Origin of the sequence: Actinokineospora pegani (genome assembly GCF_009745975.1) — a bacterium.
In the GTDB taxonomy this organism is placed as follows: domain Bacteria; phylum Actinomycetota; class Actinomycetes; order Mycobacteriales; family Pseudonocardiaceae; genus Actinokineospora; species Actinokineospora pegani.
On sequence record NZ_WHOL01000126.1, the window covers coordinates 65,736 to 92,416 of the forward strand.

The window sequence follows — 26,681 nt, forward strand, 5'->3', positions numbered from 1 at the left end:
CGAGGGCGACTCCCAGTCCGGCCCCTTCTCTCAGATCCCTCGTTCGTCGATCACGTCTGAGCCGGAGCGTCCACAGAGACAGCCGTGAACGCCCGGGGGTCGAACGTCCCCACCCGCCGCCGCAGCCGAGGCGTGGACCAAGGCCAGATGAAGCTGTTCCGCCCATTGACATCCAGGTAGTAGCTCCGGCACCCACCCGTGTTGTAGACGGTCTTCACCACAGCCTGCTGCACCTCGGCGTTGTAGGCGTCCTGGACCTCCTTGCGGACCGACATGGCGCGCCAGCCCTCGGTGCGGGCGTGCGCCAGGGCCGAGGTGAGGTAGTCGAGCTGCGCCTCGAGGATCATGAACGCCGACGAGTGCCCGGTCCCCAGGTTGGGCCCCAGCAACGTGAACAGGTTCGGGAACCCGGCCGTCACGCTGCCCAGGTAGGACTGCGGGGTCCCCTGCCAGTGCTCGCTCAGCGTCCGGCCCGCCCCGTCGCGGACCAGGTCGCCCAGGGGCATGTCGAGGATGTGGAACCCCGTCCCCAGGATGATCGCGTCCACATCGGCCGAGGACCCGTCCGCCGCCACGACGGTGTTCCCGGAGATCTCGGAGACCCCGCCGGCGACGACAGAGACGTTCGGCCGGGTCAAGGCGGGCAGGTACGAGTTGGAGAACAACAAGCGCTTGCAACCGATGGTGTACGACGGGGTCAGCTTGGCGCGCAGCGAGGGGTCGGCGACCCGGGCGCGCAGGTGGGCCCGACCGATGGCCTGGACAGCGCGCATGAGCCGGGGGTGACGGAACCCCGCGCCCAGCGCCTCCATCACTCCGTACTGGGCCCCGCGAAGCCAGCGCTGCGTGGCGGGCACAGCGCTCATCAACCGCTGCACCACCCCCGCGACGCGGACGTCCGGCTTGGGCAGAACCCATTGGGCGGTGCGCTGGAACAGGTGCAGCGCCTCGACCTCGCCCACGATCTCGGGGACGAACTGCACCGCCGACGCCCCCGTGCCCAGCACGGCGACGCGCTTGCCCGCCAGGTCGTAGTCGTGGTTCCAGCGGGCGGAGTGGAAGACCTCGCCGGGGAAGGACGCCAGACCGGGGATGTCCGGGAACAGCGGCTCGTTCCACGGGCCGGGGGCGGCCACCAGGAACCGGGCGTCGTACTCGCCGTCGGTGGTCTCCAGGCGCCAGCGGCCTGCCTCGGCGTCCCAGCGGGCGCCGAGCATCTCCACGCCGAAGCGGGTGTGCTCGGCCAGGCCCGCGTCCGCGGCGACCTGGCGCAGGTAGGCGTGGATCTCCGGCTGGGTGCCGTAGACCCGCGACCAGTCCCCCTTGGGCACGTCGCTGAACGAGTACAGCGCGGACGGGACGTCGCAGGCGCAGCCGGGGTAGGTGTTGGCCCGCCAGGTGCCGCCGAAGTCGTCGGCCTTCTCCAGGACGGCGAAGTCGACGCCGAGCCCGCGCAGGCGGATGGCGGCGCCGATGCCGGAGCAGCCCGCGCCGACCACCAGGACCTCGAACGAGCGCGTCACGCGTCCTCCCCGACTGTCGTGCGCAAGGCGACCTCCAGCGTGGCCAGGACTCGGCGGCGGTCCATGAAGTTGGGCCCCATGACGGCCAGCGCCTCGGCCGTGGGCTCGTAGCGGCGCACCAGCACCCCGGTGCCCTCGAGCACCCGGACCTCCCGGTTGAACCGCGCGCTCATCGGGCGGCGCAGCACCCGCTCGACCCTGCTCAGACCGCGCGCGGGGACCGGGCGCGGGCTGGTCATCGGCGCGACCACCACGACCTCGTCCAGGTCGAAGGGCACCAGCAGGTCGGCCGAGGTCGGCGAGACCACCCCGCCGTCGATGTACTCGCGGCCGCCGACGGTGACCGGGGGGAACCACCCGGGGATGGCCCACGACGCGGCGATGGCCAGCCCGAGCGGCTCGCGCAGCGGCACCCGCTTGCCGGTGCGCCGGTCGGCGGCGACCAGCATCAGGTTCGGGTGCCGCACCGACGGCGCCAGCGCCTCGCCCAGGCGCACCAGCCACGAGTTGTCGCCGGTGCCCAGCGGCAGCAGGCCCGCGGCGGCGGCGGTGGTGTCGACACGGCCCTTGGCCCTGGCGCGCACCAGGCCGGGGGCGGCCAGGCCGGGGCCGGGCAGCGGCGGGACCCCGCTGGGCGCGGCGGCGAAGTGCTCCAGCAGCAGCGCGGGGGCGCTGTCGGAACCGGTGCGCGCGGCCAGGACCTCCTCCAGGGAGAACCCGGCGGCGAGGATGGCGGCGAGCTCGGCGCCGCCGGAGGTGCCGATGACGACCTCGGCGCCTGCCGGGTCCCAGTCCAGCTCGCGGCGCAGCGCGTGCAGCGCGGCCACCGACCAGGTGAACCCCAGGGTGCCGCCGCAGCCCAGGACGAGCCCGCGGCGGGTCACGAGGCGGCCCCGGGCAGCTCGCGCTTGAGCAGCTTGCCGGTCGGGTTGCGCGGCAGCTCGTCGAGCACGCGCACCTCGCGGGGAACCTTGTAGCGGGCCAGGTTCGCCTTCACGTGCGCGATCAGCTCCTCGGGCGCGGCGGGCGAGCGGAGCACGACGAAGGCGCGCAGCCGCTGGCCGTACTCCTCGTCGGCGACGCCGAGCACGGCGACGTCGGCGACGGCGGGGTGGCGGGCCAGGCAGTCCTCGACCTCCTGCGGGTACACGTTCTCCCCGCCGGAGACGATCATGTCGTCGGCGCGGCCCTCGACGTAGAGGCGGCCAGCGGCGTCGAGCCTGCCCAGGTCGCCGGTGTCCATCAGGCCGTCGACGAGCTCCTTGGCGTGCTCGCCGCCGCCCTCGAAGTGGCTGTGGCCGCCGACGAAGATGGCCCCGGAGCGCCCGGTGGGCACCGGCGCCCGGTTGTCGTCGAGGATGCGGACGGGGGTGCCGATGGACGGCTTGCCCACCGTGCCCGCGCCCGCGCGCAGGTCGGCGGGGGTGGCCACGGCGGCGATGCCGGTCTCCGAGGAGCCGTAGCCGTTGTAGAGCACGTCGCCGAACTCGGCCATGAACCGCTCGGCCAGCTCCGGGCGCAGCGCCGCGCCGCCGGACAGCACGGTGCGCAGGCCGCGCCGGTCGTGCGCGCGGCGGACCGGCTCGGGCAGCGCCAGCACGCGCTGGAGCATGACCGGCACCATCGCGACGAAGGCGACCCGGTGCTCGGCGATGTCGGCGAGCGCGCGCTCGGGGTCGAACCGGCGGCGCAGCACCACCGGGCAGCGCACGAACAGCGCCAGCGCCCACATCGCCAGGCCGAAGCCGTGGAACAGCGGCACCGAGATCATCATGGGCTCGCCGGAGCGCATGCGGGTGCGGCGGATGATGGTGACCGCCGGGCTGAGCACGGCCATCGGGCTGAGCTTGCGCGCCGCGCCGCGCGGGGCGCCGGTGGTGCCCGAGGTCAGGATGGTGACCTTGCCCGCGGGCACCTTGCCCTCGGGGGTGAACGGCTCGTGCTCGGCGGTGAGCTCGTCGACCGTGGCGACCGGCAGGTCGCCGCCGTCGGTCCAGCCGACCACGGTCGGCACGGTCGGCGCGCCGGTGTCCCCGGTCGGCACGACCGGGAGGAACTCGGCGTCGGCGATGAGCAGGTCGGGGGTGAGCCGCTCCCAGATCCCGGCGAGCTGCGGCGCGGAGAACTCGGTGTTGAGGTAGACCACGTCCGCCCCGAGCCGGGCCGCGGCGATCGTCGCGACCACCCAGTACCGGTGGTTGCGGCACATGATCGCCACGGTGGCGCCCTGGCTGGGCCGGTGCCGCTCGGCGATGCCGCGCGCCAGCCGCGACGACAGGTCGTCGAGCTCGGCGAAGGTCAGCGCGCCCGCGTCGTCGACCAGGCCGGGCGCGGCCGGGCGGTGCTCGGCCGCCAGCGCCAGCAGGGTCGCCGCCGAGGTGCCGGTGGTGCGCAGCGCGCGGGCGGAGGCCTTGAGGTGCCGGGGCCTGGCCTGCCCGGCCAGGCCGGTGGTGGCCAGCACCGCGACGGCGTTGCCCAGCACGGCCGCCTTGGGGGGCAGCGGCATCAGCGTTGTTCCTTTCGTCTGCGGCCCAGCGCGAACCGCTTGCTGACCACGACCTCGAGCGGTCGGCGCACGGCCGCGGTGGCGACCTCGGCCACGTCGGCCCACCAGGGGCTGATCTTCGCCGGTCGGTCCACAATGGCCCGGCAGACGATCTCGGCGGCCTCGTCGGCGCTCATGCCCGGCACGTTGTCGAAGGTCTTGGTCGGTGCGCTCATCCTGGTCTTGATCAGTGCCATGTAGATGGACGTCGCCGTGACCCGGTCGCTGGCCGCCTCGGCGGCGACGCTGCGGAAGAACACGTCGAAGGCGGTCTTCGACGACTGGTAGGCCGCCCACCTCGGCGCGGGCGGGATGCGCACGCCGATGGTGGAGATGTTGACCAGGTGCCCCTGCTTGCGCGCGCGCATCGACGGCAGCAGCCCGAGCACGAGCTTGACCGGGCCGAGGTAGTTGATGGCGATGGTGCGCTCGAAGTCGTGCATCCGGTCGTAGGAGTCGGAGATGGACCGCCGGATCGATTTGCCCGCGTTGCTCACCACGACGTCGACGTGCCCGTGCTCGGCCAGCACGCGCGCGGTGAGCGCCTCCACCGCGTCCAGGTCGGTCAGGTCCGTGGGGTAGGCGTGCGCGGTGAGCCCCTGGTCGGCGAGGTCCTTGACGACCTCGCGCAGGGCGTCCTCGGTCCTGGCCACCAGCAGCACCGTCGCGCCCGCGTGCGCCAGGCGACGCGCCGTGGCCTCACCCAGCCCGAAAGACGCCCCGGTGACCAGTACGATCTTCCCGTGGACCGCGTCGCGCAAGGCCCGCTCGTCGACCCCGCCGCGCGGATTGGTCAGCCAGTCCGCCACCGGCCCCCGGGCCAACGCCCCCAGCACCGGGTTGAAGCCCGCCATACGCCCCCGCCCGTCATTGGGATAATCTTGAGATTTGAATACCCTTACAATCCGTTCCCTGTCAACCTGTAGAGTTGAGCACATGTCGCGTCTGACCAGGGTCGAGAGCCAGACCCGCAACCGCGAGGCTCTGCTGCGGACGGCGCGGCAGATGTTCCTCACTGACGGCTACCACGCGACCTCGATCGCCCGGATCGCCGAGGCCGCCGGTTTCAGCACCGGCGCCGTCTACTCCAACTTCGAGGGCAAGGCCGAGATCGCCCTGCTGGTGCTGCGCGACCTGCAGCGCGAACAGCTCGGCGCGCTGCGGGCGCTGATCTCCGAGCCGCTGGACTTCGAGGAGCAGCTCACCCGGCTGCGCACCTGGGCCGACGACGCCATGACCTGCGGCTGGCCCCGGCTGGAGCTGGAGTTCGCGCTCGACGCGCGCACCGAGGACTCGCTCATCCGGGCCGAGGCGGACCGGCAGCGCTCCACCGTCGACTACCTCACCGAGGTCATCGAGCAGCGGCTGGTCTCCATCGGCGCCGACACCGGCGCGGTGCCGGTCCGGCAACTGGTCGAGGCCGGGGTGAACCTGGCGATCGGCCTGGCCACCCGCCGGGTCATCGACCCCAAGGTCACCGCGGACGGCCTGGTCGACATCATCCGCACCACGCTCGCGGTCATCCCCCGGCACCCGGTCGGCACGGACTAGCGCCCAGGTCACCGGGGCACCGGCAGCGGGGCCATCAGCAGCTCGACCAGGGTGCGCACGCCGAACCCGGTGCCGCCGCGCACCCACTCGCCGTCGTCGGCGTCGGCCACCGCCACCCCCTGGATGTCCAGGTGCGCCCACGGGATCGCGTCGGGCACGAACTCCTTGAGGAACAGCCCGGCCAGCAGCGCCGTGCCGTGGCGCACCCCGGTCGTGTAGTTGACCAGGTCGGCCACCGCCGAGGTGAGCTGCGCCCGGTACGGGGCGGGCAGCGGCAGGGGCCACACCCGCTCCCCCGCGCGCGCCGCGGCCCGCTGGACGGCCACCGCCAACTCCGGAGAGTTACCCATCACCGCCGCCACCTCGCGGCCCAGCGCCACCGCGGCGGCGTCTGTCAACGTGGCGATGTCGACAATCGCGTCCGGGCTCGACTCGGCCGCCAAGGCGAGCGCGTCGGCCAGGATCAACCGCCCCTCGGCGTCGGCGTTGCGGATCTCCACGGTCTTGCCGGAGCGCAGCCGCAGGACGTCGCCGACGCGCACCGGGTCGGCGCTGAGCGTGTTCTCGGTCAGCGGCAGCCACGCGTCGACCCGCAGCGGGCAGTCCAGGACCGCCAGCGCCGACACCGCCGCCAGCACCGCCGCCGCCCCGGCCATGTCGGCCTTCATGTCCAGCATCTGCGCGGTCGGCTTGAGCGACAGACCGCCCGCGTCGAAGGTGACGCCCTTGCCCACCAGCGCGACCGAGCCCGCGGGCTCGTCCGGGCGGTGGGTGAGGTGGACCAGCCGCGGCGGGCGGGGCGAGCCGCGGCCGACGCCGAGCAGGCCGCCGAGGCCCTCGTCGGCCATCCGCTGCGCGTCCCAGATCTCGCACTCGAGCCCGGCGTCGGCGGCCATCGCCCAGGCCCGCTCGACGAAGGCGTCCGGGGTCAGCTCGCCGCCCGGCTCGTTGACCAGGTCGCGGGCCAGCAGCACCGCCGAGGCCAGCACCTGCGCCACGGCCAGCGCGGCCCGGCAGTCGCCCGCGGCGCCGGTGTCGTCGGTGTCGTTCAGGACGTCGCCGACGACGATGTCGACGCGGTGCAGCAGGGGCTCCGGCGCGTCGGTCTTGTGCCGGGTGAACCGGTACCCGCCGAGCATCAGCCCCTCGACCACGGCCCGCACGCTGACCGCCGCGGGCAGGCCGTCGGGGACCAGCACCGCCAGGCTCGGCACGCTGACCGCCCGCGCCACCAGCGCCATCCCCCGGCGCAGCACGGTGGCGTCCAGGCCCGCGCGCGGCCCCACACCGACCAGGACCTCCGTGCGGCCCAGGCCGGGGACGGGCAGCACCTGCCCGATCGACCCGTCGAAGCCGACCGCGGCGGCGAAGTCGGGGGCGAGCGCGTCGACGGGCTCGCCCGCGAACACCGGTCGGACGGTCGCGGACGCCGTCGCTGGGGCGCGGCGCGCCAGGTGCCACTGCGGGCTGGTCGCTGGGGACGGGGTCGCTTCGCTCACGGGGAGCGAGTCTGCCGCTCTTGTCCCCACCGCAGAAGGGTTTTCGCGTACTCATCTGCCAGCTCGCCCATCCCGCAGGCCCCGCCGACCCGCTGCCAGCCCCTGGCGGCACTGATCGCGTACGGGTCGACACGCAGCGCTTGCACGTAGCAGTCCTCGGCCAGCACCGGGTTCCCGGCGCGCTCGAAGCACTCCCCGGCCAGCGCGTACCCGCGCGCGGTGCCGATGGGGCCCAGGCGGGCGGTGCGCAGGTAGCTCTCGGCGGCGGCGTAGTGCTCGCCCGCCATGAGGTGGACCTCGGCCAGCTCCATGTGCGTCTTGGGCTCGTACGGGTCCAGGGCGAGCACCTCCAGGACACGGGCCCGGCCGGTGTCCACGTCGCCGAGCTCGAAGGCCTCCTTGGACCGGCTCTCCAGGCAGGCGCGCAGGTTCTCCCTGGCGAGGAAGACCTCGTAGGGGCCGCGCGGCTCGACGGCGCGGGCCAGCTCCTCGGCGCGGTCCATCTCCCTGGTCAGCCGCTCGCGGTCGCCGCTGAGGAACGGGACGTAGGTGACGCTGCGGTAGAAGCGGCTCTCCAGCATCTTCTTCTCGAAGTCCGAGCGGCCGTCGTCGGCGAGCAGCTCGGCCAGCGCCGCCCCGCCGACCGCGCGCCACCGCCGCGCCTGCTCGAGCGACCTGGTCTCGCGGGCGTGGAAGACGACGGCGAACACGGCGATGACGAACCGCAGGTGCGCCGGGCAGGCGGGCAGCGCGGCGATGGCGAACGACGCCTCCGGCGCGACCACCCGCGTGCCGACGCCCCCGACGTAGGCCACCACGTCGCGCCAGTGCCGCAGCCGCAGGGCCGCGGGGTCGTCCCCCAGCTCGGCGACCGGGGTCTCGGGCAGCAGGTCGAGGACGACCTTGCCGAAGCCGAGCCGGAACAGCACCGTGGCGGTCAGGTGCTTGCGCTCGTCGTCGGCGCCGGGGAACTCCTCGACCCAGGCGCACAACCGCTCCCAGGCGGGCGTGCGCAGCGCGGCGGGCAGGTCGGCCGGGTGGTCGACGGCGAAGCCGTCCAGCCCGGACTCGCGGACGAGGTTGGCGCGGAACGCCGGGGGCATCAGCCGCTGCCAGTTGGGCTCGGGCGCGGCGCCGCGCTCGGCGAACCCGAACGCGAGGGCGGGCAGGTCGGCGTAGAGGCCGGGGGACAGCGACTCGCCGAGGTCGAGGTAGGCGGCGTGCATGCGGTAGTGCCAGTTCCCGGTGTGCGGGCGGCCGGGTTCGGGCGCGGCGGCGCGGCGGACCACCTCGGCCATCGGCTCGTCGTCGCCGATGAGCCCCAGCAGGGTGTCGCGGGTGCGGGCCGAGCGGGGCGCGGTGCGGAAGGCGCGCTCGGCCAGGACCCGGGCGAACTCGGCGTGGCCGAGCCCGCGCGCGCAGCGCACGGCGCCGAGCAGGGCGAAGGCGGTGCCGTAGGGGCCGAGGCGGGCGGCGTGCAGGTACCCGGCGAGCGCGGCCCCGGTCTCGCCCCGGCGCTCGTGGGCCTGGGCGAGCTGCATTCGGACCTTGACGTCGGTCGGGTCGAGGGCGAGCGCCTCGGCCAGGACGGCGTCCTCGGTGTCGTCGTCCCCGGCGCGGGCGGCGATGTCGGCGCGGCGGTCGAGGACGCGGCGGCGCATCTCCAGGGCGAGCAGTTCGTCGTCGGGGTCCCCGGGGGTCAGCGCGGTGGTGAGGGCGGCGGCGTCGGCGAGGACCCCGGCGGCGCGGTCGAGGTCGCCCGCGCGCTCGGCGAGCATCGACTCGCGCAGCCGCAGCCGGGCGGTGAGCAGGGTGTGGTCGAACGCGGGCAGCTCGGTGACCTGCTTCTCGAGCAGGTCGGCCGCGCGGCCCAGGTGCGACGGGGCGTCGGTGTCGGAGTCGGCGTGGCGGGCCAGCAGGTAGCCGTAGGCGGACAGGGCCTGCACGTGCGCGGCGGTGGGCGCCGGGTGCTCGACGAGGCGGGCGTAGGCGGCGTGCGCGCGGTCGCTGAGCCCCTCGGCGGCGAACAGCGCGGTGGCCCTCGACAATTGGAGCGCGGCGGTCAGCTGATCGGGCGATTCGAGGTCTTCCGGAATCACCGCCAGAACCGCGCCGGGAAGGCACACGGCGATCAGCCATTGCGCCAGCCCGATCCGATCGACGGAATCCAGTTCGTCTTTTCGGGCGAATGCGGCGGCCATTGTGCGCCATTCGTCGCCACCGAGTTGCGCCCGCAGGTCCAGCGGGTCGCGCGCGCGGTGCTCGCGCAGCCGCGACTCCGCGTGCAGCAGGGTGCGGAAGCTGGCGGGCATGTGCATGCCGAAGCGGAGCCCGAGCGCGTCGCGGGCGGTGAACCGGCGGGCGGCCAGCAGCGCCGACCTGGCGTGCACCGGGGCCAGCGGGGACGACGATCCGTCCAGGTAGGGTCGGTAGAGCTCGAAGGTCAGCCAGCTCGGGGCCTGCACCCCGGTGCGGCCGTGCGCGCGTTCCCAGCGGTGCACCGCTCTCCCCGTCTCCGGCCGGGCGCGCGCCGCGGCGGTGCGCCCGCCGCGGTGCGCTCCCGGAGGTGGTGGCTGTCTACGCGTCGACGAGGCAGACCCAGCAGTCCGCGGCGCCGGTGGTGATCTCGATGTCGTCGGCCAGCGATTCCCAGGACTCGTACGCCATTTCCGCGCTCCTTTTCACACAGGTGGCAGGGCCAGCGGAACATAGCAGCGGAAATGACCGCCGACAAGCGCGTCCCCGGCGGGCTTCTTTGTCAAGAAACCAGGTGGGCTAGCGCGTCGAGGAATTCGCCCGGCTCCCGGTCGCCGGTCCAGTGGTGCGGCGCGGCGCGCACCCAGCCGTCGGGGTGGGCCACCTGGTGGCCACCCGCGACGAGCCGGGCGACGAGGTCGCCGGAGGACACGCGCGGGTGCCGGAAGGACACGATGCCCGCCCCGCCCTGGGCGACCTCGCAGCCCAGCCCCCGCAGCCCGTCGCGCAGCGCGCCCGCGAGGCCGAGGACCCTGGCCTGCACGGTGTCGACGCCGGTGCCGAGCAGGTCCTCGAGCGCGGCGGCGAGCCCGACCATGCCGAGGACGTTGTACATGCCGCCCTCCACCCGCGCGGCGGACGGCTTGGGCTCCAGGTCGTAGCGCAGCCGCCCGGGTCCGTCGAACAGGTCGTTGGCCCCGGCGTACCCAGCCCAGCCGCAGGGCAGCCGCACCTCGTCGAGCAGCTCCCGGCGGCAGAACAGCACCCCGGTCCCCGGCGGCGCGCACAGCCACTTGTGCGCCCCGGCCGCCAGGAAGTCCACATCGGCCTCCTCGACGGAAACGCTGACAGCCCCGAGGCTCTGCACCGCGTCAACGCAAACCAGCGCCCCGGCGTCGTGCGCGATCTCGGCCACCGCACGCAGGTCCATCCGGAACCCGGTGGCGTAGTGCACGTGGCCGACCGCGACGAGCCGCGTGCGCGGCCCGACCGCGTCAGCGATGTCCTCGAGCCGGTACCCGTTGTCCCGCATGGGAACCCACACGAGCCGAACCCCCTCGAGCACCCGCCAGGGGTGCACGTTGGCCGGGAAGTCCCCTTCGAACACCACCACCTCGTCCCCCGACCGCCAGGCGATGCCGCCCGCGACGAGCTCGAGCCCGGTGGAGGTGTTGGGCACGAACCCGACCTCGTCCCCACCGCACCCCAGCAGCGCCGCCGCCAGCGCCCGAGCCCGGTGCCGCGCCGGGAACACCTCCCCCACCCGGGCGCTCCCCGCCCCCAGGACCTCCAACGCCGCCGCCATGGCCGCTCGCGCGGGCTCGCGCACCCGCCCCATCCCCGCGTAGTCCAGGTAGGTGCTCATCGCCGCCCCCGCACCCTGAACAGCAGCAACACCGCCGCCACGAGCGGAATGCCGTGCAGCAACAGCACCCACTCCGACACCCACACCGGCTGCAGCACCACCGTCGTCACCACGAGCCCGCCCATGAACCCGGCGTTGACCACGAGCTGCGAGAGCCCGAACACCGATCCCCGGTCGCGGTCCGGCAACCGCTGCACGGCCTGCTTGAAGGCGATCTCGCTGAACGCGTCCCCGATACCCGCCGCGACCCCCGCCGCGACGCGCAGCCACCACTCGCCTGCCCAGAAGACGCCGATGAAGCCGATCGACATGAGGACCGTCGCCGCGCAGAAGACGGCCGTCGGGGCCCGGGCGATGACCCGGGTCGCCAGGGGCCGCAGCACGAACCCGCCCAGCAGCAGCCCCGCGGCCCACCCGCTCCAGAGCACCCCGGCGACCCGTTCCGCGCCGCCCGCGAGCTGGCCACCCAGGATCGGCATGCCGACGTGCTGGGAGGAGCTGCCGAACGCGTCGAGCGCCCGCAGGGCGAACAGCGGCACCAGCCCGGCGGCGACCACCACCGGCCACGCCCGCACGCCCGCCCGCGCGGCGCGGGGACCGGGGTCGTCCTCGCGCAGCCGCACCCGCAGCGTCAGCAGGACGGCGGCCGAGACCGCGTAGCTGGCCGCGTCGAGCGCGAACACCCCCCGGAACCCGACCAGCGGCACCACCAACGCCGAGGCGCCCATCCCGACCAGGAACGCCGCGCCCTTCAACCCGGCGATCACGCTGTTGACGAACTGCACCCGCTCCCCCGCGAGCACCGGGGTGGCCGCCGCCAACGTCGCCTCGAACACCGACCGGCCCGCGCCCACGACGAACACCGCGAAGAACAACCACCACTGCTGCGCCACCCCCGGCAACACCGCGAGCAGCCCCAGCACGACCACCCGCACCAGGTCGGCGGCCACCATCGCGGTCCGCCGGTCCCACCGGTCCCCGAACGCGTGCCCGAGCCGCCCACCCACGATCGCCCCGGCGTAGAGCAGCACGCTGACCGCCCCGGTGGCGAACGCCGACCGGGTCGCCTCCCACACGAACACCGACAAGCACACGAAGTCGAGCGCGTGCCCGACGTCGGACACGGCCTTCGCGGCGAGCAGGGCCCGGAGCCTGCCCCGGGCGGGCGCCGGGGTGCTGGTGGCTGTCACCGGGCCATCCAACCGCCCCGCCCACCCCGGACCAAGCCTTCTGCGCCCTCACCGCTACTCGGGGGAACGGCGCACACCACCCTGCCGTGATTGGAGGAGAACGAACTCGTCCAGGTGACAGACGACCGTCCGAACTGGGCCCGTCGCGCGAGTTCTACACATTCACGGACAAGAGGGGCGGAGAACTTGCGACGTCTTGGACAAAATGTGAGCGCACCTCATCACGGATCGACAAATTCAAGGAGGACGGGGGATGAAATTCAGGTGGGCCCGCCACAGGCAGCGGTCCCACCAGGAGGCGCGGGACGTTCGAAGGCCGGGCCGAGGCGGGCCCTGGGGCCGCTCGACCAGCGCTCACGGGGTGCTGGGCGACGACCCGGAAGATCCGGAAACACTTCTTGGCGGTCGGGTCCGCTGACGGAATTCTCCCGTTGAACATCTTCGAAGAAGGCACGCGCGGGAGCACATCGGCAGGGACTTCGCGGCTTTCCGCGACGACCCGGCGAAGAATTCTCGCCCTTGTGCGGACCTCAAGCAGGAATCCACCAGCGGAAACCCGTCACGACCGAGAAAGAGAACTCGCGAAGGCTTTCGGAGAAAGCGTTACGCCGCCGCCGGGCCGTGGTACGTCCTCCTCGGCAGCACCGAACACGAGCCCGCCGCGCGGGCGGATGGGAGGCCGACGATGGGAAAGCTGCGCACGATGGCAGGGATCGCCGCCACGACGGCGGCGATGGGCACCGCGATGATCGTCTCCGCGCCCACGGCGACAGCCGACGGCGGGACGCCGTGCGGTGCCGAGGCGAAGGCGTGCATCTCGCTGAGCGGCAACCAGGCCTGGCTGATGTCCGACGGCGCCGTGACCTACGGTGGCGTGCCGATCACCTCGGGCAAGCCGGGCTTCGAGACGCCGCCGGGCGTGTTCAACGTGACCTACAAGGACATCGACCACTGGAGCAGCGCCTACGACGCGCCGATGCCCTACTCGGTGTTCTTCACGACCAGCGGCATCGCGTTCCACGAGGGCAGCCTGACCGAGCAGTCGCACGGCTGCATCCACCTCTCGCCGGAGGCGGCGAAGGCGTTCTACGAGAACCTGCGACCCGGTGACGTGGTCCAGGTGGTCGCCTGACCCCCCTCCCCCGGACCGGGGTCGGCCGCGGATCAGCCGCGACCGGCCCCGGTCCGCTCGTACGGGAGGCCGCCTCGCGTACCCCATCGATCCGAGTGCTCCCGGTATTTCGACACCCTTGGTCGACAAAGTCCGCCAGGCTCCATTCCGGGCCATTTTCGTGGCCAACACGACAGAGATTCACCGGAACGGGGTATTGTTCGCCGCTCCGCAATGGACAGTTGGCGCCACCCCGGGTGACCGGCAAAGTTGCACTTTCAAAGAAATACACGTCCGGGTGACGCGGTATCGGTTTGACTACTCTTGGACATGGGATTGACACGATCGGGCAGCGCTCCCTAGGGTCGCCAAACCGAGGTGCTAACTCTGCGGTCATTTCGCCGCTGAGACAATCGTCGATCAAGTGTCACACGAGCGGTAACGAGGAGCGTCCGGAATGCGCGGTGAGTGGGTCGTCGGCGACGCGGGAACGAGCCGGGGAACGAGCACGCCCCTGGCGCGCGTACCGGCGCAGGCGGGCCCCGACCGGGCGCGGGCCACCGCGGCGGTGCCCGCCGGGTTCGCCGCGCGGCTGCGCGGCATGGTCCCGCGCGTCGCCGGTGAGGTGGTCCGCGAGGTCCAGCGCACAGTGCCCGCCTACCGGCTGCCGATGGACGGCCGCTTCGGCCAGGTCCTGCGGTCCAGGGTCGACCTGGCGGTGCGGCAGGCCTTCGAGCACCTGATCGACCCGACGACCCCGGACACCCGCTGGCGCTCGGAGTTCCGCCGCGCGGGCCGCGTGGAGTTCCAGGAGGGCCGCACCAGCGACGCGCTGCAGACCGCGGTGCGCATCGGCACCCGGGTGGCCTGGCGGCTGCTCAGCGTCGAGGGCCAGCACGCCCGCGTGCCCGCCGACACCCTGTTCGCCATCGCCGACGAGCTGTTCGTCTACGTCGACGAGCTGTCCTCCGTCGTCATCGAGGGCTACACCGACGCCCAGGGCGAGGCCTCCGGCGCCCGCGAGCGGCGCAGGCGCCAGCTCCTGGACCTGCTGCTGGGCTCCCCCGGCCCGGCGCAGGCGACGCTCACCGCCTTCGCCTCGACCGCCGAGTGGCCGGTGCCCGACCGGGTGGCGGTCGTCGCGCTGGACCGGCGCCGCCCGCCCGCCGCCGAGGACGCCCCGTTCGGCCACGACGCCCTGCTCGACCTGGAGAGCGAGAACCCCTGCGTGCTGCTGCCGGAACCGGACGAGCAGGTGCTCGCGGCGACGGCGCGGTGGCTGGGCCCGGACTCCCGGGGCGCGCTGGGCCCGAGCGTGCCCACCGCCGAGGCGGCCAAGTCGCTGGCGGTGGCCCGCCGGGCGCTGGAGCTGGCCGGGCGCGGGATGCTGCGCGGCGGCGAACCGCTGGTGCGCACCCGCGACCACTTCACCGAGCTGACCCTGACCGCCGACGAGTTCCTCGTCGACCACATCGCGCGCACCGCGCTGGAGCCGTTCGACGCCCTGACCCCGCGGCAGCGCGAGCGGTTGGAGACCACGCTGCTGGCCTGGTTGGACACCCGAGGCGGGGTGGCCGAGGTCGCCGCGCTGCTCGACGTGCACCCGCAGACCGTGCGCTACCGCATGCACCAGGTGGAGGCGCTGCTGGGCGACCGGCTGACCAAGTCGGACACCCGGTTCACCATCGAGATCGCGTTGCGGTCACGGCGACTGCGCGAATCGGCCACTGATCGCTGAGCGGTTTTCACCGGCGGCCCCGGCGTTTGTCCGACCCGGTGGAGTTCACCGCGGCCCGGTGCTGTTTGCTGACAATTACTTTCATCTGTGTTGCCGCGCGGTGACCGCCGAAAATACGCTGGACGACGCACGGGTTCCCGGCACCGACCCCTTCGGTCGGCCGGGTCAGCCACCCGGGCCACGAGAGGTGCGTGATGGGGTGCAGACCGCGGGCGGGTTCGGTCCGGGCAGGACACCGCGCGGTGTTCGGGGCGCTGCTCGCGACCGCGCTGCTGGCCGCCCCCGCCGTCGCCGCCCCGGCGCGGGCCGCCGCGGCCGTCGAGAGCCCGGTCGTCCCCACGCCCTACACGTGTGAGTTCCCCGTCCTCGGGGCGCGCGCGGTGTCGGTCGTGGTCGGGGCCGACCTGCCGGTGGCGGTGCCGCTCGGCGCTCCGTCGGACGGCTTCGCGGTGCGCGCCGCGATCACCCTGCCCGCCGAGGTCGTCGAGGCGATGAGCGCGGCGGGCGGGACCAGGGTCTCCGGGTCGGTCGAGGTCGGCGTCGCCGTGGCGGGCGCCGAGCAGCCCAGGACCGTGCCGGTGCGGGCCTCGCTGGCCGAGGCCGCGCTGCCCGCGACCGGCGAGGTGGCGCTCTCGGCGACGGGGGTGTTCCCCGAGCAGGTGCTGCGCTCGGCCGGGCTGGCGCAGGTCTCGGCCCGCGGCATCGCGCTGAGCCTCGACCCGGCGGCCGCGCCGGGGTGGGCGCCCCCGTCCGGCGGGCGGGTCCAGGTGCCGTGCGCGCCGCACGAGGACGCGGAGGCCGACCTGGGCACCACCGAGGTCTCGGCGTCGGTGGACTGGGCGGCGCCGACCGAGCTGACCGTCACCGCGACGACCGCCACCAGCGTGAGCCTGTCGTGGGCGCCGCCCGGCGGCCGGACCATCGCGGGCTACGAGGTGCGCGTCGGCGACTCCGTCGTGGCCACGGTGACCGAGCCGACCGCGACGGTCAGCGACCTGCGGCCGGGCGCCGAGCACTCGTTCACCGTGCAGGCGCGCGACGACATCGACCGCCGCTCGCGCGCCAGCGCCCCGGTCACCGCCCGCACCCCCGTCTCGGTCGTGCGGCGCGCCTACGACATCGCCGCGGTCACCCAGCACGCCGCGCTGGACCTGCGGCTGAGCCTGACCGGGCGGGCCGACGCCGAGATCGACGTGGCCAGCGGGCTGTCCGCTGTGGAGCTGGAGCTGGACGACACGACCGCGCGCACCCGCATGTTCGGCCTGATCCCCATTGAGGCCGTCGTCGCGTTCGACGCGGGCGGCACCACCGCGACGCTGAGCCAGGACGGCCTGGCGGTGTCCACCCGGGTCAGCGTCGTGCTGCCCAGCATCACCCTGTTCGGCTACCCCGTCAGCTCCGGTTCCTCCTGCCGCACCAGCGTCCCCGCCGACATCGCCCTGCACTCCGAGGGCGCGTTCGACCCGCTCACCGGCGGCGCGATCGCGGGCACCTACACCATCCCGGCGCTGGCGGGCTGCGGCGACCTGACCAAGGCGCTGACGGCCATGGCCTCCGGCCCCGGCAACACCCTCGACCTGACCCTGACCGTTCGCCCGGACTGACCGCCGCACCCGAGCAGGAAGAGCCCCACCGTGTCCCGCATCGCCCCCGGCACCCTCCGCGACAACCGCCTGTTCGGCTGGCTGTTCCCCAGAGTGGCCGGACTGGTCGCGGGCACCCAGCCGCCCGCGGTGTTCTCCGTCCTCGGCCGCAACCGCCCGCTGTTCAAGGCGTGGCTGCACTTCTCCGGCAGGCTCATGGCCCGCGGCAACCTCCGCCGCCGGGACACCGAACTGGTCATCCTGCGCGTGGCCCACCACAGCTCGTCGGCCTACGAGTGGGCCCACCACGTCCACCTGGCCTCCCGGCTGGGTTTCACCGCCGAGCACTTCGACGCCGTGCGCGAGGGGCCCGACAACCCGCTGTGGGACGCCAGGCAGCGGGTCCTGCTGCTCGCCGTCGACCACCTCACCGAGCACGGGGACCTCGACGACGACCTGTGGGCCGCCGTCCGCGAGCACCTCGACGAGCCGACCGTGATCGAGTTCCTGTTCCTGGTGGGCCACTACCAGATGCTCGCCACCGTGCTGACCACCCTGCGCATCGAGCCGGACCCGCCCGCGACCGGCCTGACCAGGGCGCTGCACAGGCTGATCGCCCGCTGACCCGACAGGGCAGGGCGGCTGGGCGCCGCCCGCCCCCCCAGGTGACCCCATCCGCGCAGGTCAGCGGCACCGGCCAGGAATGGCCCGGTGCTGGCCTGGCCACCGCGGCCGCGGCGGGGTGAGCATCGGACCCCCACCAGTCGGATCGAGGGGGCAAACCAGGTGACCACCTACCAGCAGCTCAGGACCGTCGCCCCGGAGGCGTTCGCGGCGGCGGCCGACGACTGGCTCCGGCTCGCCACGGAGGCGGAGGCCTCGGCCGACCGGCTCTACGAGCGCGACGGCAAGGCGTTGGCGGAGAACTGGGCGGACGAGGTCGGGGAGCGGGCGCGGGGCACCATCCAGAAGGTGGCCCAGGACTTCCAGGTGGCGGGCATGTCCCTGCGCGGCGTGCTCTCCACGCTGGACGGTTTCGCCGACGCCATCGCGCTGTGCAGGCACAACCTCGAGTCGGCGGTCGACTACGCCGTCCGGGCGGGACTGGCCGTCGACGCCGACGGGCGGGTCACCGTGCCCGCGGGCACGGACGACAAGGCGCTGGTCGAGAAGGCGCACGAGGCCTCGGCGCTCATCGCGGACGCGGTGCGCGACGCGACCCGCGTCGACGAGGAGGCGGCGGCGGCGTTGGCCGGGCTGGTCGAGCCGGCGGGGATCACCGAGGTGCTCAGCCAGGACGAGATCCGCGAGCGGGTGCTCAACGACCCGGTGCGCGAGGCCACGGTCGCCTCGGTGGAAATGATCAAAGAGACGATGCCGCTCGAGGCAGGCCCGCAGCGGCAGGCGGCCTGGTGGAACTCGCTGACGCCAGAGCAGCGGGAGCAGTACAAGCGGGCGGCCCCGGTCGAGCTGCACGACATGGCGGGCACCCCGGAGGAGGTCCGCCGGGAGCTGATCGGCGACGACGGCCTCAACCGGGTCGAGATGGTCCGCTGGGTCACCGAGCACGGCGACACCGACCACAAGGACGTCCCCGGCATGTCCAACTGCACGAACTTCGTCTCGCACGCGATGCGCGACGGCGGCGGGCTGCCGGAGGAGGGCGACGGGCAGGGCTGGAAGAACCCGGACGACTGGTACACCAACCGGGGCGAGGACGGCGACCGGCCCTACCTGCCCAACAACAAGGACCACTCCGAGCCGTGGGCGGCGGCGCAGAACCACCACGACTACATGCTGCGCCACGGCGGCGAGACCGTCACCGCGGAGCAGGCGAAGCCGGGCGACATCATCTACTTCAAGGACCAGGAGAGCATCCACCACGCCGCCGTCGTCACCGCGGTCACCCCGGACGGCGAGGTCGTCTACACCCAGCACACCCCGAGCATGTCCAGTCTCGGTCTCGAAGACCGCCTGCCGCACAACGACATCGCCGCGGGCCCGGACACCCCGATCATCGTCCGCCCGCACCCCGACTGGGTCTGACCCGCCCCCCGAGCACGAGGAGACGAACGCGTGGCACCGCAGCACGGCGACACCATCACCATGACCCCGGAGGCGGTCCGGCGGATCGCCGACCAGATCGCCTCGGACGCCGAGGCGTCGAGGACCACCGTCGACGGCCTGTTCACCACCACCGAGACGGCGGTCGAACAGCACGCCGGCTGGCTGACCACCGACGCACTGCGCCGGTGCGGCGAGACCTGGCGGCAGGAACTGCGCGGCCTGGTCGACCAGAGCGGGCAGGCGGCCCACGACCTGCTGACGAGCGCGGAGACCGTGGACCTGGCCGACGACGAGGCACGCCAGCGGTTCGGCGCGGTGCTCAGCGAGCTGTCGACGGGCTGACGCACCCCGGTCGGGGTGCACCGCCACGGCACGGGGGCTCGGCGCGAGTCGGCCCGGCCGCCTGCCAGTAGCCATCGATCAGGCCCCCGGCTACTGTCCGCGATCCGCCGGGAGTGATGTGCGCCGCATCGGCGACGGCGTCCTGGGTGAACGCGGTTGATCCGAACGGGCGGTGACCAAATACCCTCCGGATTGTCACCCGTACGGTCTATCCTGGCCGGGCTGTACCGAGAACCGGCTCATCAGAGCCCAATGGCGACGACTCGTGGGGGAGTCGTCCTGCCCACCAGCGCGCGAGGCCGCGCGCACCGCTGCTCCCTGGAGGTCTCAACCCATGGCTACCCCTGCCGCCGCGCCACCCGCGGGCGGCGACAAGCTCGACCCCGCCGTGCTCAAGATCGCGGGCGTCGTCGTGCTGGGCGTCATCATGTCCATCCTCGACGTCACGGTGGTCAGCGTCGCGCTGCGCACCTTCGAGCAAGAGTTCCAGGCCAGCTACGCGACCGTGGCCTGGACGATGACCGGCTACACCCTCGCGCTGGCCGCGGTCATCCCGCTGACCGGCTGGGCGGCGGACCGGTTCGGGACCAAGCGCCTCTACATCACCGCGCTGGTGCTGTTCGTCCTGGGCTCCGTGCTGTGCAGCATGGCCTGGGACATCACCACGCTGATCACCTTCCGGGTGCTGCAGGGCCTCGGCGGCGGCATGCTGCTGCCGCTGGGCATGACGATCATGACCAAGGCGGCGGGCCCGGACCGCATCGGCCGGGTCATGGCCGTGCTGGGCGTGCCGATGCTGCTCGGCCCGATCGGCGGCCCGATCCTGGGCGGCTGGATGATCGACGCGCTGAGCTGGCACTGGATCTTCCTGATCAACCTGCCGGTGGGCGTCATCGCCCTGGTCGCGGCGATCGCCGTGCTGCCGAAGGACAACCCGTCGCCGTCGGAGACCTTCGACTACGTCGGCATGCTGCTGCTGTCCCCCGGTTTGGCGCTGCTGCTGTTCGGCGTCTCGTCGATCCCGGAGACCGGCACGGTCTCCAGCACCCGGGTGCTGGTCCCGGCCCTGATCGGCTTGGTGCTGGTGGTCAGCTTCGTGTTCCACGCCCTGCGCCAGCGGCACCCGCTGATCGACCTGCGGCTGTTCCAGAACCGCCAGCTCACCATGGCCACCATCACGCTGTTCCTGTTCGCGGTGGCGTTCTTCGGGGCGATGCTGCTGATGCCCACCTACTTCCTGCAGGTGCGCGGGGAGACCACGCTGGCCGCTGGTCTGCTGCTGGCCCCGCAGGGCATCGGAGCCATGATCAGCATGCCGATCGCGGGCAAGCTGGCCGACAAGACCGGCGCGGGGCGAATCGTGCTGACCGGCATGGTGCCCATCGCCATCGGCATGGGCGTGCTCACCCAGCTCAGCGCGGACACCTCGTACGTGGTGATCCTGGGCGTGCTGTTCCTGATGGGCCTGGGCATGGGCGCGTCGATGATGCCCCTGATGTCCGCGGCGCTGCAGACGCTCACCGACCACACCGTGGCCCGCGGGTCGACGCTGATGAACATCGTCCAGCAGGTGGCGGCCTCGATCGGCACCGCGGTCATGTCGGTGGTGCTGACCAGCCAGATCAAGGCATCCGACGCCGCCGCCAGGGTGGCCTCGGGGCAGGTGCCCCCGCAGGAGCTCCCCGGGGTGCTCCAGCAGGCCTCGGAGGACGCCGCGTCGGGCTTCGCGACGGCGTTCACCGTGGCGTTCGTGCTGCTCGTGCTGACGCTGGTCCCGGCTCTGCTGCTGCCCAGGCACAAGGCGCAGTCGGCGAGCTCGCAGTCGGCCCCGATGGTCATGCACTGACGGGTCTCGACCCACACGGAGCGGGCCCCCGTCCACGTGGACGGGGGCCCGCTTCGTCGTCCGGCGGTCAGCGCAGGGCCACCAGGGTGGGGCCGCGCTGCTCGAACACGATGGGGCCGGTCGTGGACATGGTGATCGGGCCGGTGTGGGCGCCGCGGTCCACCGGGATGACCGCCTCGTCGGCCCCGGTGAGCGGGTCGCGGACCACCAGGGCGCCCTTGATGGGCAGCACGAGCTTGCCCGCGAAGACGACACCGGGGCCGAGGGTGTCCTGGGCGACCCACATGACCCGCAGGTCCGTCTTGGTCAGCGCCACGGTCCGCGAGCCGGTGAACCAGTAGACGGCGTCGGAGCTCGCCGTGGACAGCACCGCCGCGCCCGGCGGGTCCAGGTTGGCCAGCTCCGCGTTGGGCATGTCCACGGGCTCTTCGCTCGCCACGACGCCGTCGGCGTCGTAGACGCGGACGCGGGGCGGGTCGGCGAGGGCGACGGCGGTGTGCGTCTCGGTGACCGCCAGGACCCGGGCGCGCGCGCCGACGACGGACGAGGAGACCTCCTCGATGTCGTCGTTGTCCCGGCCGCTGGGGGTCTGCGCCTTGTACACGGTGAGCCGGTCGGCCCCGGCGTCGTCCGGGCAGCGCTCGACGACGGCGACCTTGCCCGCGCCGACGGCCTGGCTGCCGAAGTGGCAGTGGTGGCGCAGGTCCTCCCTGGGCTGCACCGGCGTCGGGCGGGTGCCGTACTGCGAGGACATGACCAGGTCGGAGCGCCAACTGGTGAGCAGCCTGCGGCCGCTGGTGGTGACGTTGGAGCCGTCGGAGAGCAGCCGGGTGCCGCGCTCGGCGTCGGAGTTGCGGGTGCGCTCCAGGCTGCCGGTGCCGCCGTCGAGGCCCGCGACCTCCGAGCAGCCGCCGTCGGAGTAGAGGTCGCTGCTGGGCAGGTTGCCGCCGTCGGTGGCGTAGAGGGCCAGGACGGTGCCGGTGTCGGTGCGCAGCGGCGGGACGGTGTCGAACGGGGCGACCGTGCACAGGGCGTTGTCGCGCTTGTAGCGCCAGATCGGGTCGCCGGTGAGCGGGTCGCGGCCGATGACCTCGCCCGCGGCCCCGGTGGCGACCACGGGACCGGCGACGACCGGGTACGGGGTGTTCGGGCTGTCGGCGCGCCAGGTCTCGGCCAGCGAAGGCGGGAACTGCGCCGGGGCGGCCTGCACCGCGCGCGCGACCGGCACCGGCGCGGAGCGGGTCGCGGCGATGTCGCTGGTCTGCCAGACGACGACGGAGGTCACCACCACGGCCGCGACGAGGGCCGCCGCGATGATCCAGTCGCGCTTGCGCGTGAAGCTCCGGGCGGGTGCCGCCGGGGTCTCGCCACTCGGATTAATCGAAGTGTGGTGAGGGTTACTCTGGAGCTGGTCCTCCGGGGCGTCCGCGTCGGGCCCGCGCGGGGTGTCCGGTTCGTCCCCGGCCTGCTCGGCCCCGCGTCCGCCGACCGCGTCGTCCGTCACGCCTGCTCCCTTGTTTACCCAGCTCAGCACTGATTTGCGCGCTACCGTGGCACATCGGCGACGATGGCTCAACAGCGGCTCACGCTAGCGCGCGGAATGTGTCATCCCCGTTCAGGTCGGGGGCGCGTGGATGCGCCGGAAGCGGCAGACGATCTTCACGGCGGGCGGACCGTACAGCATACATCGACCTCCGCGCCACACTTGTCCCTCGAATGGAGGTAACCTGCGCGCTCGAAACCCAGGAGGTTCGGTTCGTGAGTCCGGCAGCAGAAGTTGAGGCCCCGGTGGCCCGCCGCCCCAAGCGGGCGGACGGGCGACGCAACTACGACGCGATCCTGCAGGCGGCGCGAACCGCCTTCGCCGGTCGCGGGACCGGGGCGTCCCTGGAGGACATAGCCAAGTCCGCCGGTGTCGCCATCGGCACGCTGTACGGGCACTTCCCCACGCGGGAGACGCTGGTCGAGGCGTCGGTCCGGGAGCAGCTCGACCAGCTCGAGCAGGCGGCGGCGACGCTGGCCGAGGAGCGGGAAGCGCTGCCCGCGCTGACTTCCTGGATGCGCTTGGCCGTGGAGCACTGCAGCACCTACCGGGGCCTGGCGAGCTTCCTGGCGGGCAGCGCGCACTCCCCCGGCGCCCCGCTGCACCGCAGCAGCGCGACGATGCACGCGGCGGCGGCGCCGCTGCTGGCCGGGGCCAAGGCCGCGGGCCACATCGCCGACGGGGTGAGCACCGACGAGCTCTACCAGGTGATCACCGCCGCGGCGTGGGTGCGGGAGAACTCCCCCGCCGACGTCGACCACAGCGTGCGCCTGCTGGAGTTCCTGACCGCCGGGATGGCCCCCGGCGCGCGGATCGGCGGCTGAGGAGCCCGCGCGCCGGACGCCATCCGGTGGCGAAACCGTTGGCGCGCGGTGAAACACGTCTCGGCCACCCGCTTGTGGTGTGAGACGGGCTCGCCCCGGGTACGTACCGGGTAGAGCCCGTCCGCACCGAGCAGGAGGTCAGAGTCCAATGTGGATCGCCCTCGCCACCCCGCTGGTCATGATGATCGGAGCCGTCGGCATGGCCCGGCTCGAGCCCGCGGTGCTGCACCCGGTCACCCCCACCTCCGACGACCCGCTGCAGCACCCGATCAACGCCGAGGTCTGACCTCCGCTCCACAGTGGACGGTTTCCCACCGCTCCACGAAGATCACCCGATTGGGTTAAGCGCGCCCTTGGTGCCCGTAACGGCGCCCCTCGCCACCGCGAAAGACAGTCAGCGCGGCAGGGGAGGAACCATGGCCACCACGCACCACGACGACGCCACCCACCAGGGCGGCGCGGCACCGCCGACGCAATTGGCCCTGTCCGTCCCGGCCACCCCCTGCACCCTCTCCACCGTCCGGGCCGACCTGGACCGCTGGATGAACACCCTCGGCGTGTCCACCCCCACCCGCCAGGACGTCCACCTGGCCCTCGGCGAGGCCCTCACCAACGCCATCGAGCACGGCCACCGCGACACCGCGCCCGCCCCCGTCTCCCTGGCCCTGTCCCACGGCCCCTCGGGCATCACCCTCCTGGTCAGCGACCAGGGCACCTGGAAACCCCCGGCCCCCGACCCCACCCGGGGCCGCGGCCTGGCCATGATCGAGACCCTCTCCGACCGCATGACCCTGTCCACCGACGACGGCCGGACCACCCTCACCGCCCGCATCCCCCACCGCTGAGCGTCGGCGCGGACCTCCCGGGCGGTCCGCCGCCGGGGGACCCCCCGCGCACCGGGATTTGCCACCTCCGGACAGCCCGCGCCGCGCGTTTCACGCGTGAGCATGTCAACCGAGGCGTCCACAAGAGTCCTACGGTGGCAGAAATAGGGCCTTGAGCAGCGGTATTCAGTGATTGCCCGCGTAGGACCCCGGTCGGGCGGGGTCCGCGTGCCGCTCGCTGACAGCTCGTTCGAGGAGATCCGATGACGCGTCGTCCTCTTCCGGCATGGGGCCGGAGGTCCGTGGTGGCCGCCGCCGCCGTGGCCATCGCCGCGGGGGTGGGCTTCGCCGCCGCCCCCAGCGCGGTGGCCATGGGCGAGGTGGTGGGGGCAGGCGGCCCCGGGGCCATCAAGGACAGCTACCTGGTGGTCTTCAAGGCGGGCACGGAGCGCAAGCGCCCGGTGCGCGACACCATCGGCGCGCTGGCGGGCAAGCACCGGGCCAAGGTCAAGTACTCCTACACCAGCTCGGTGCGCGGGTTCGCCGGTGAGATGACCGAGGCCGAGGCGCGCAAGCTGGCGGCCAACCCCGACGTCGAGCGGGTCGAGCAGAACAGCAAGGTCACCACGCAGGGCACGCAGACCGGCCCCGGCTGGGGCCTGGACCGCATCGATCAGCCGAACCTGCCGCTCAACCGCACCTACACCTACCCCGGCACGGCGCCGAACGTGCGCGTGTACGTCATCGACACCGGCATCCGCACCTCGCACCAGGACTTCGGCGGCCGGGCCGACTGGGGCACCAACACCGTCGGCGACGGCAACGACTCCGACTGCAACGGCCACGGCACGCACGTCGCGGGCACCATCGGCGGCGCGACCCACGGCGTGGCCAAGGGCGTGCGGCTGACCGCGGTGAAGGTCCTCGACTGCAACGGCGACGGCAGCTACGCCGCGGTGATCGCGGGCGTCGACTGGGTCACCCAGCACCACACCTCCGGCCCGGCGGTGGCCAACCTGAGCCTGGGCGGCCCGGGGGCCAACACCACCCTCGAGAACGCCGTGCGCGCCTCGATCGCCGATGGTGTCGTGTACTCGATCGCGGCGGGCAACGCGGGCACCAACGCCTGCAACCAGACCCCGGCGCGCACCGGCGAGGCGATCACGGTGGGCGCGACGACGAGCACCGACGGCCGCGCCTCCTACTCGAACCACGGCACCTGCGTCGACCTGTTCGCCCCCGGCTCCGACATCGTGTCCGCGGGCCACAGCGGCAACACCGGCACGGCGACGATGAGCGGCACATCGATGGCCGCCCCGCACGTGGCGGGCGCGGCGGCGCTGGTGCTGGGCAGCAACCCGGCGCTGAGCCCGCAGCAGGTGGCGGGCGCGCTGATCGGGTCGGCCACGCCGAACAAGGTCGGCAACGCGGGCGCGGGCTCGCCGAACCGGTTGCTCCACACCGGATCGATCACCGCGCCCGCCGCCAAGGACGCGCTGACCAAGGGCCAGCGGCTCACCGCGGGCCAGGGCCTGCGCTCGCCCAACGGCCAGTTCCGGCTGGACATGCAGGCCGACGGCAACCTGGTGCTCTACACCCAGTCCAACCAGGCGTGGTGGTCCAGCGGCACCTGGAACAACCCGGGCTCGTACACGGTGTTCCAGAACGACGGCAACGTCGTGCTGTACACGGCGGCGGGCAGGCCGATCTGGGCGACCGACACCTACCTGGCCGACACGAGCCGGTTCGTGCTGCAGAACGACTCCAACCTGGTCCTGTACGGCCCCACCGGCCGGGTTTTCTGGGCCCGCTGATCCGGTCATCCGATCACTGGCCGGTATCACCCGAGAGGGTGATACCGGCCAGTTTCGTCCGCGTTGCCCGATGATCTCCGCAGGGCGGTCTGACGAGGATCACACCTGTTTTACCCGCGGGCTGACCTGCGAATACCCGACAAGGTCGCGAACCGGGGGTCGCGAATGCGCCCATTTCAATGAATGATGGGTTAACGCCCCGGTCAAGTACACAGGAAACGGACGGGAACTCTTCTGGCACCCGCCGCGATGCACCGGGCAAACCGGACGTCGAGTCCGAGAGAGGGGGACGCGTGACCGCGTCTGATCCGGCTCTACCCAGTGGCAGGTTGATCGCCCCGAGTCCGCGGGCGCACCGCAGGACAGCCAGGGACACGGGTGTGCTGACCTTCATCGTCCCGGCGAACGCCGACCAACTCCCCCTGGTGCGCCACCGCGTCGGCTCCTGGCTGGCCAGCCACCGGGTGCCGATCGGCGCCCGCCGCGACAGCGTGTCCACAGTGGACGAGGCGGTGTCGAACTCGATCGAGCACGCCTACTGCGACACCGAGGACGCGGGGCTGGTGGCGATCACCGTGCAGGCGACCAACGACGAGGTCCTGATCTCCGTGGCCGACCACGGGGACTGGCCGTCCGGGGCGGACGAGCGCGGTCTGGGCCTCACCGTGATCGAGGGCCTCGCCGAGGACGTGGAGCTGGCCCGCGAGGGCGGCCGCACCACGCTCAGCGCCCGCATCGCCCGCGGCAAGCGCGCCACCCGCGGCCGCGCTTGGGCGCCGGAGCAGCGCGGCGTGGACGAGTCCACCCGCTCCCCCCGCTGAGCACCCCGGCAGGTCGAGG

General features: G+C 73.2%; 22 protein-coding genes. 13 read left to right on the forward strand and 9 right to left on the reverse strand.

Going from position 1 to position 26,681, the window contains the following annotated elements; translation table 11 throughout:
• Positions 1-50 precede the first annotated feature (50 nt).
• The 4 genes from GCL84_RS28195 to GCL84_RS28210 are packed head-to-tail and all read right to left on the reverse strand — an operon-like array spanning position 51 to position 4,922.
• On the reverse strand, positions 51-1,523 hold the full coding sequence (locus GCL84_RS28195; RefSeq protein ID WP_156758604.1) for a flavin-containing monooxygenase: 1,473 nt from the start codon (positions 1,521-1,523) through the stop codon (positions 51-53).
• A complete protein-coding gene (locus GCL84_RS28200; protein WP_156758605.1) occupies positions 1,520-2,407 on the reverse strand; it encodes a patatin-like phospholipase family protein in 888 nt (295 codons plus the stop codon). The genes GCL84_RS28195 and GCL84_RS28200 overlap by 4 nt, the downstream gene beginning before the upstream one ends.
• Positions 2,404-4,029: an AMP-binding protein gene (locus tag GCL84_RS28205; RefSeq protein WP_156758606.1), complete on the reverse strand. Its 1,626-nt coding sequence runs from the start codon at positions 4,027-4,029 to the stop codon at positions 2,404-2,406. Before GCL84_RS28205 ends, GCL84_RS28200 begins: the two co-directional genes overlap by 4 nt.
• Positions 4,029-4,922, reverse strand: a complete 894-nt coding sequence (locus GCL84_RS28210) for an SDR family NAD(P)-dependent oxidoreductase (RefSeq protein WP_156758607.1) — start codon at positions 4,920-4,922, stop codon at positions 4,029-4,031. The genes GCL84_RS28205 and GCL84_RS28210 overlap by 1 nt, the downstream gene beginning before the upstream one ends.
• 82 nt (positions 4,923-5,004) lie before the next feature.
• On the opposite strand from GCL84_RS28210, the gene GCL84_RS28215 reads away from it, so the two are divergent.
• Positions 5,005-5,619, forward strand: a complete 615-nt coding sequence (locus GCL84_RS28215) for a TetR/AcrR family transcriptional regulator (RefSeq protein WP_156758608.1) — start codon at positions 5,005-5,007, stop codon at positions 5,617-5,619.
• Between the two features lie 8 nt (positions 5,620-5,627).
• Here GCL84_RS28215 and GCL84_RS28220 read toward each other — a convergent pair whose 3' ends face one another.
• From GCL84_RS28220 to GCL84_RS28235, 4 genes are all read right to left on the reverse strand, one after another.
• A complete protein-coding gene (locus tag GCL84_RS28220; RefSeq protein WP_197523567.1) occupies positions 5,628-7,118 on the reverse strand; it encodes a leucyl aminopeptidase in 1,491 nt (496 codons plus the stop codon).
• Positions 7,115-9,619 carry a tetratricopeptide repeat protein gene (locus GCL84_RS28225; protein WP_156758610.1) on the reverse strand — a complete coding sequence of 835 codons (2,505 nt, stop codon included), beginning with the start codon at positions 9,617-9,619 and terminating at the stop codon, positions 7,115-7,117. Before GCL84_RS28225 ends, GCL84_RS28220 begins: the two co-directional genes overlap by 4 nt.
• Positions 9,620-9,876: 257 nt before the next feature.
• The gene (locus tag GCL84_RS28230; RefSeq protein ID WP_156758611.1) at positions 9,877-10,959 is read right to left on the reverse strand and encodes an aminotransferase class V-fold PLP-dependent enzyme; all 1,083 of its coding nucleotides are present in this window, start codon (positions 10,957-10,959) and stop codon (positions 9,877-9,879) included.
• Entirely contained in the window at positions 10,956-12,149 is a 1,194-nt protein-coding gene (locus GCL84_RS28235; protein ID WP_197523568.1) for an MFS transporter, read from the reverse strand. Before GCL84_RS28235 ends, GCL84_RS28230 begins: the two co-directional genes overlap by 4 nt.
• 703 nt (positions 12,150-12,852) lie before the next feature.
• On the opposite strand from GCL84_RS28235, the gene GCL84_RS28240 reads away from it, so the two are divergent.
• The 7 genes from GCL84_RS28240 to GCL84_RS28270 all read left to right on the forward strand — a co-directional run bounded on the left by GCL84_RS28240 (position 12,853) and on the right by GCL84_RS28270 (position 20,836).
• Positions 12,853-13,281 carry a L,D-transpeptidase gene (locus GCL84_RS28240; RefSeq protein WP_235926810.1) on the forward strand — a complete coding sequence of 143 codons (429 nt, stop codon included), beginning with the start codon at positions 12,853-12,855 and terminating at the stop codon, positions 13,279-13,281.
• A 436-nt stretch (positions 13,282-13,717) separates the two neighbouring features.
• Positions 13,718-14,998 carry a PucR family transcriptional regulator gene (locus tag GCL84_RS28245; RefSeq protein WP_156758614.1) on the forward strand — a complete coding sequence of 427 codons (1,281 nt, stop codon included), beginning with the start codon at positions 13,718-13,720 and terminating at the stop codon, positions 14,996-14,998.
• 194 nt (positions 14,999-15,192) lie between these two features.
• Positions 15,193-16,602, forward strand: a complete 1,410-nt coding sequence (locus GCL84_RS28250) for a fibronectin type III domain-containing protein (RefSeq protein ID WP_156758615.1) — start codon at positions 15,193-15,195, stop codon at positions 16,600-16,602.
• A 30-nt stretch (positions 16,603-16,632) separates the two neighbouring features.
• A complete protein-coding gene (locus GCL84_RS28255) occupies positions 16,633-17,205 on the forward strand; it encodes a carboxymuconolactone decarboxylase family protein (protein WP_197523569.1) in 573 nt (190 codons plus the stop codon).
• A 162-nt stretch (positions 17,206-17,367) separates the two neighbouring features.
• Positions 17,368-18,627 (forward strand): amidase domain-containing protein, encoded by a 1,260-nt coding sequence (locus GCL84_RS28260; RefSeq protein ID WP_156758616.1) that lies wholly within the window; start codon positions 17,368-17,370, stop codon positions 18,625-18,627.
• Between the two features lie 30 nt (positions 18,628-18,657).
• On the forward strand, positions 18,658-18,990 hold the full coding sequence (locus tag GCL84_RS28265; RefSeq protein WP_156758617.1) for a hypothetical protein: 333 nt from the start codon (positions 18,658-18,660) through the stop codon (positions 18,988-18,990).
• A 334-nt stretch (positions 18,991-19,324) separates the two neighbouring features.
• Positions 19,325-20,836, forward strand: coding sequence for a DHA2 family efflux MFS transporter permease subunit (locus GCL84_RS28270; RefSeq protein WP_156758618.1), 1,512 nt, complete (start codon positions 19,325-19,327; stop codon positions 20,834-20,836).
• Positions 20,837-20,903: 67 nt separating this feature from the next.
• Here the strand turns inward: GCL84_RS28270 and GCL84_RS28275 are convergent, their stop codons facing one another.
• Entirely contained in the window at positions 20,904-22,340 is a 1,437-nt protein-coding gene (locus tag GCL84_RS28275) for an Rv3212 family protein (RefSeq protein WP_156758619.1), read from the reverse strand.
• A gap of 254 nt (positions 22,341-22,594) precedes the next feature.
• Here GCL84_RS28275 and GCL84_RS28280 point away from each other — a divergent pair, with 254 nt between their 5' ends.
• The 5 genes from GCL84_RS28280 (at position 22,595) to GCL84_RS28300 (ending at position 26,662) form a co-directional block, all read left to right on the forward strand.
• Positions 22,595-23,203 carry a TetR/AcrR family transcriptional regulator gene (locus GCL84_RS28280; RefSeq protein WP_235926811.1) on the forward strand — a complete coding sequence of 203 codons (609 nt, stop codon included), beginning with the start codon at positions 22,595-22,597 and terminating at the stop codon, positions 23,201-23,203.
• Between the two features lie 148 nt (positions 23,204-23,351).
• Complete coding sequence (locus GCL84_RS28285; RefSeq protein WP_156758621.1) at positions 23,352-23,489, forward strand: hypothetical protein; 138 nt, start codon at positions 23,352-23,354, stop codon at positions 23,487-23,489.
• Positions 23,490-23,619: 130 nt separating this feature from the next.
• Positions 23,620-24,048: an ATP-binding protein gene (locus GCL84_RS28290; RefSeq protein WP_156758622.1), complete on the forward strand. Its 429-nt coding sequence runs from the start codon at positions 23,620-23,622 to the stop codon at positions 24,046-24,048.
• Positions 24,049-24,290: 242 nt separating this feature from the next.
• On the forward strand, positions 24,291-25,841 hold the full coding sequence (locus GCL84_RS28295) for a S8 family serine peptidase (protein WP_156758623.1): 1,551 nt from the start codon (positions 24,291-24,293) through the stop codon (positions 25,839-25,841).
• Between the two features lie 380 nt (positions 25,842-26,221).
• Entirely contained in the window at positions 26,222-26,662 is a 441-nt protein-coding gene (locus GCL84_RS28300) for an ATP-binding protein (protein WP_197523570.1), read from the forward strand.
• The last annotated feature ends 19 nt before the right edge of the window (positions 26,663-26,681 follow it).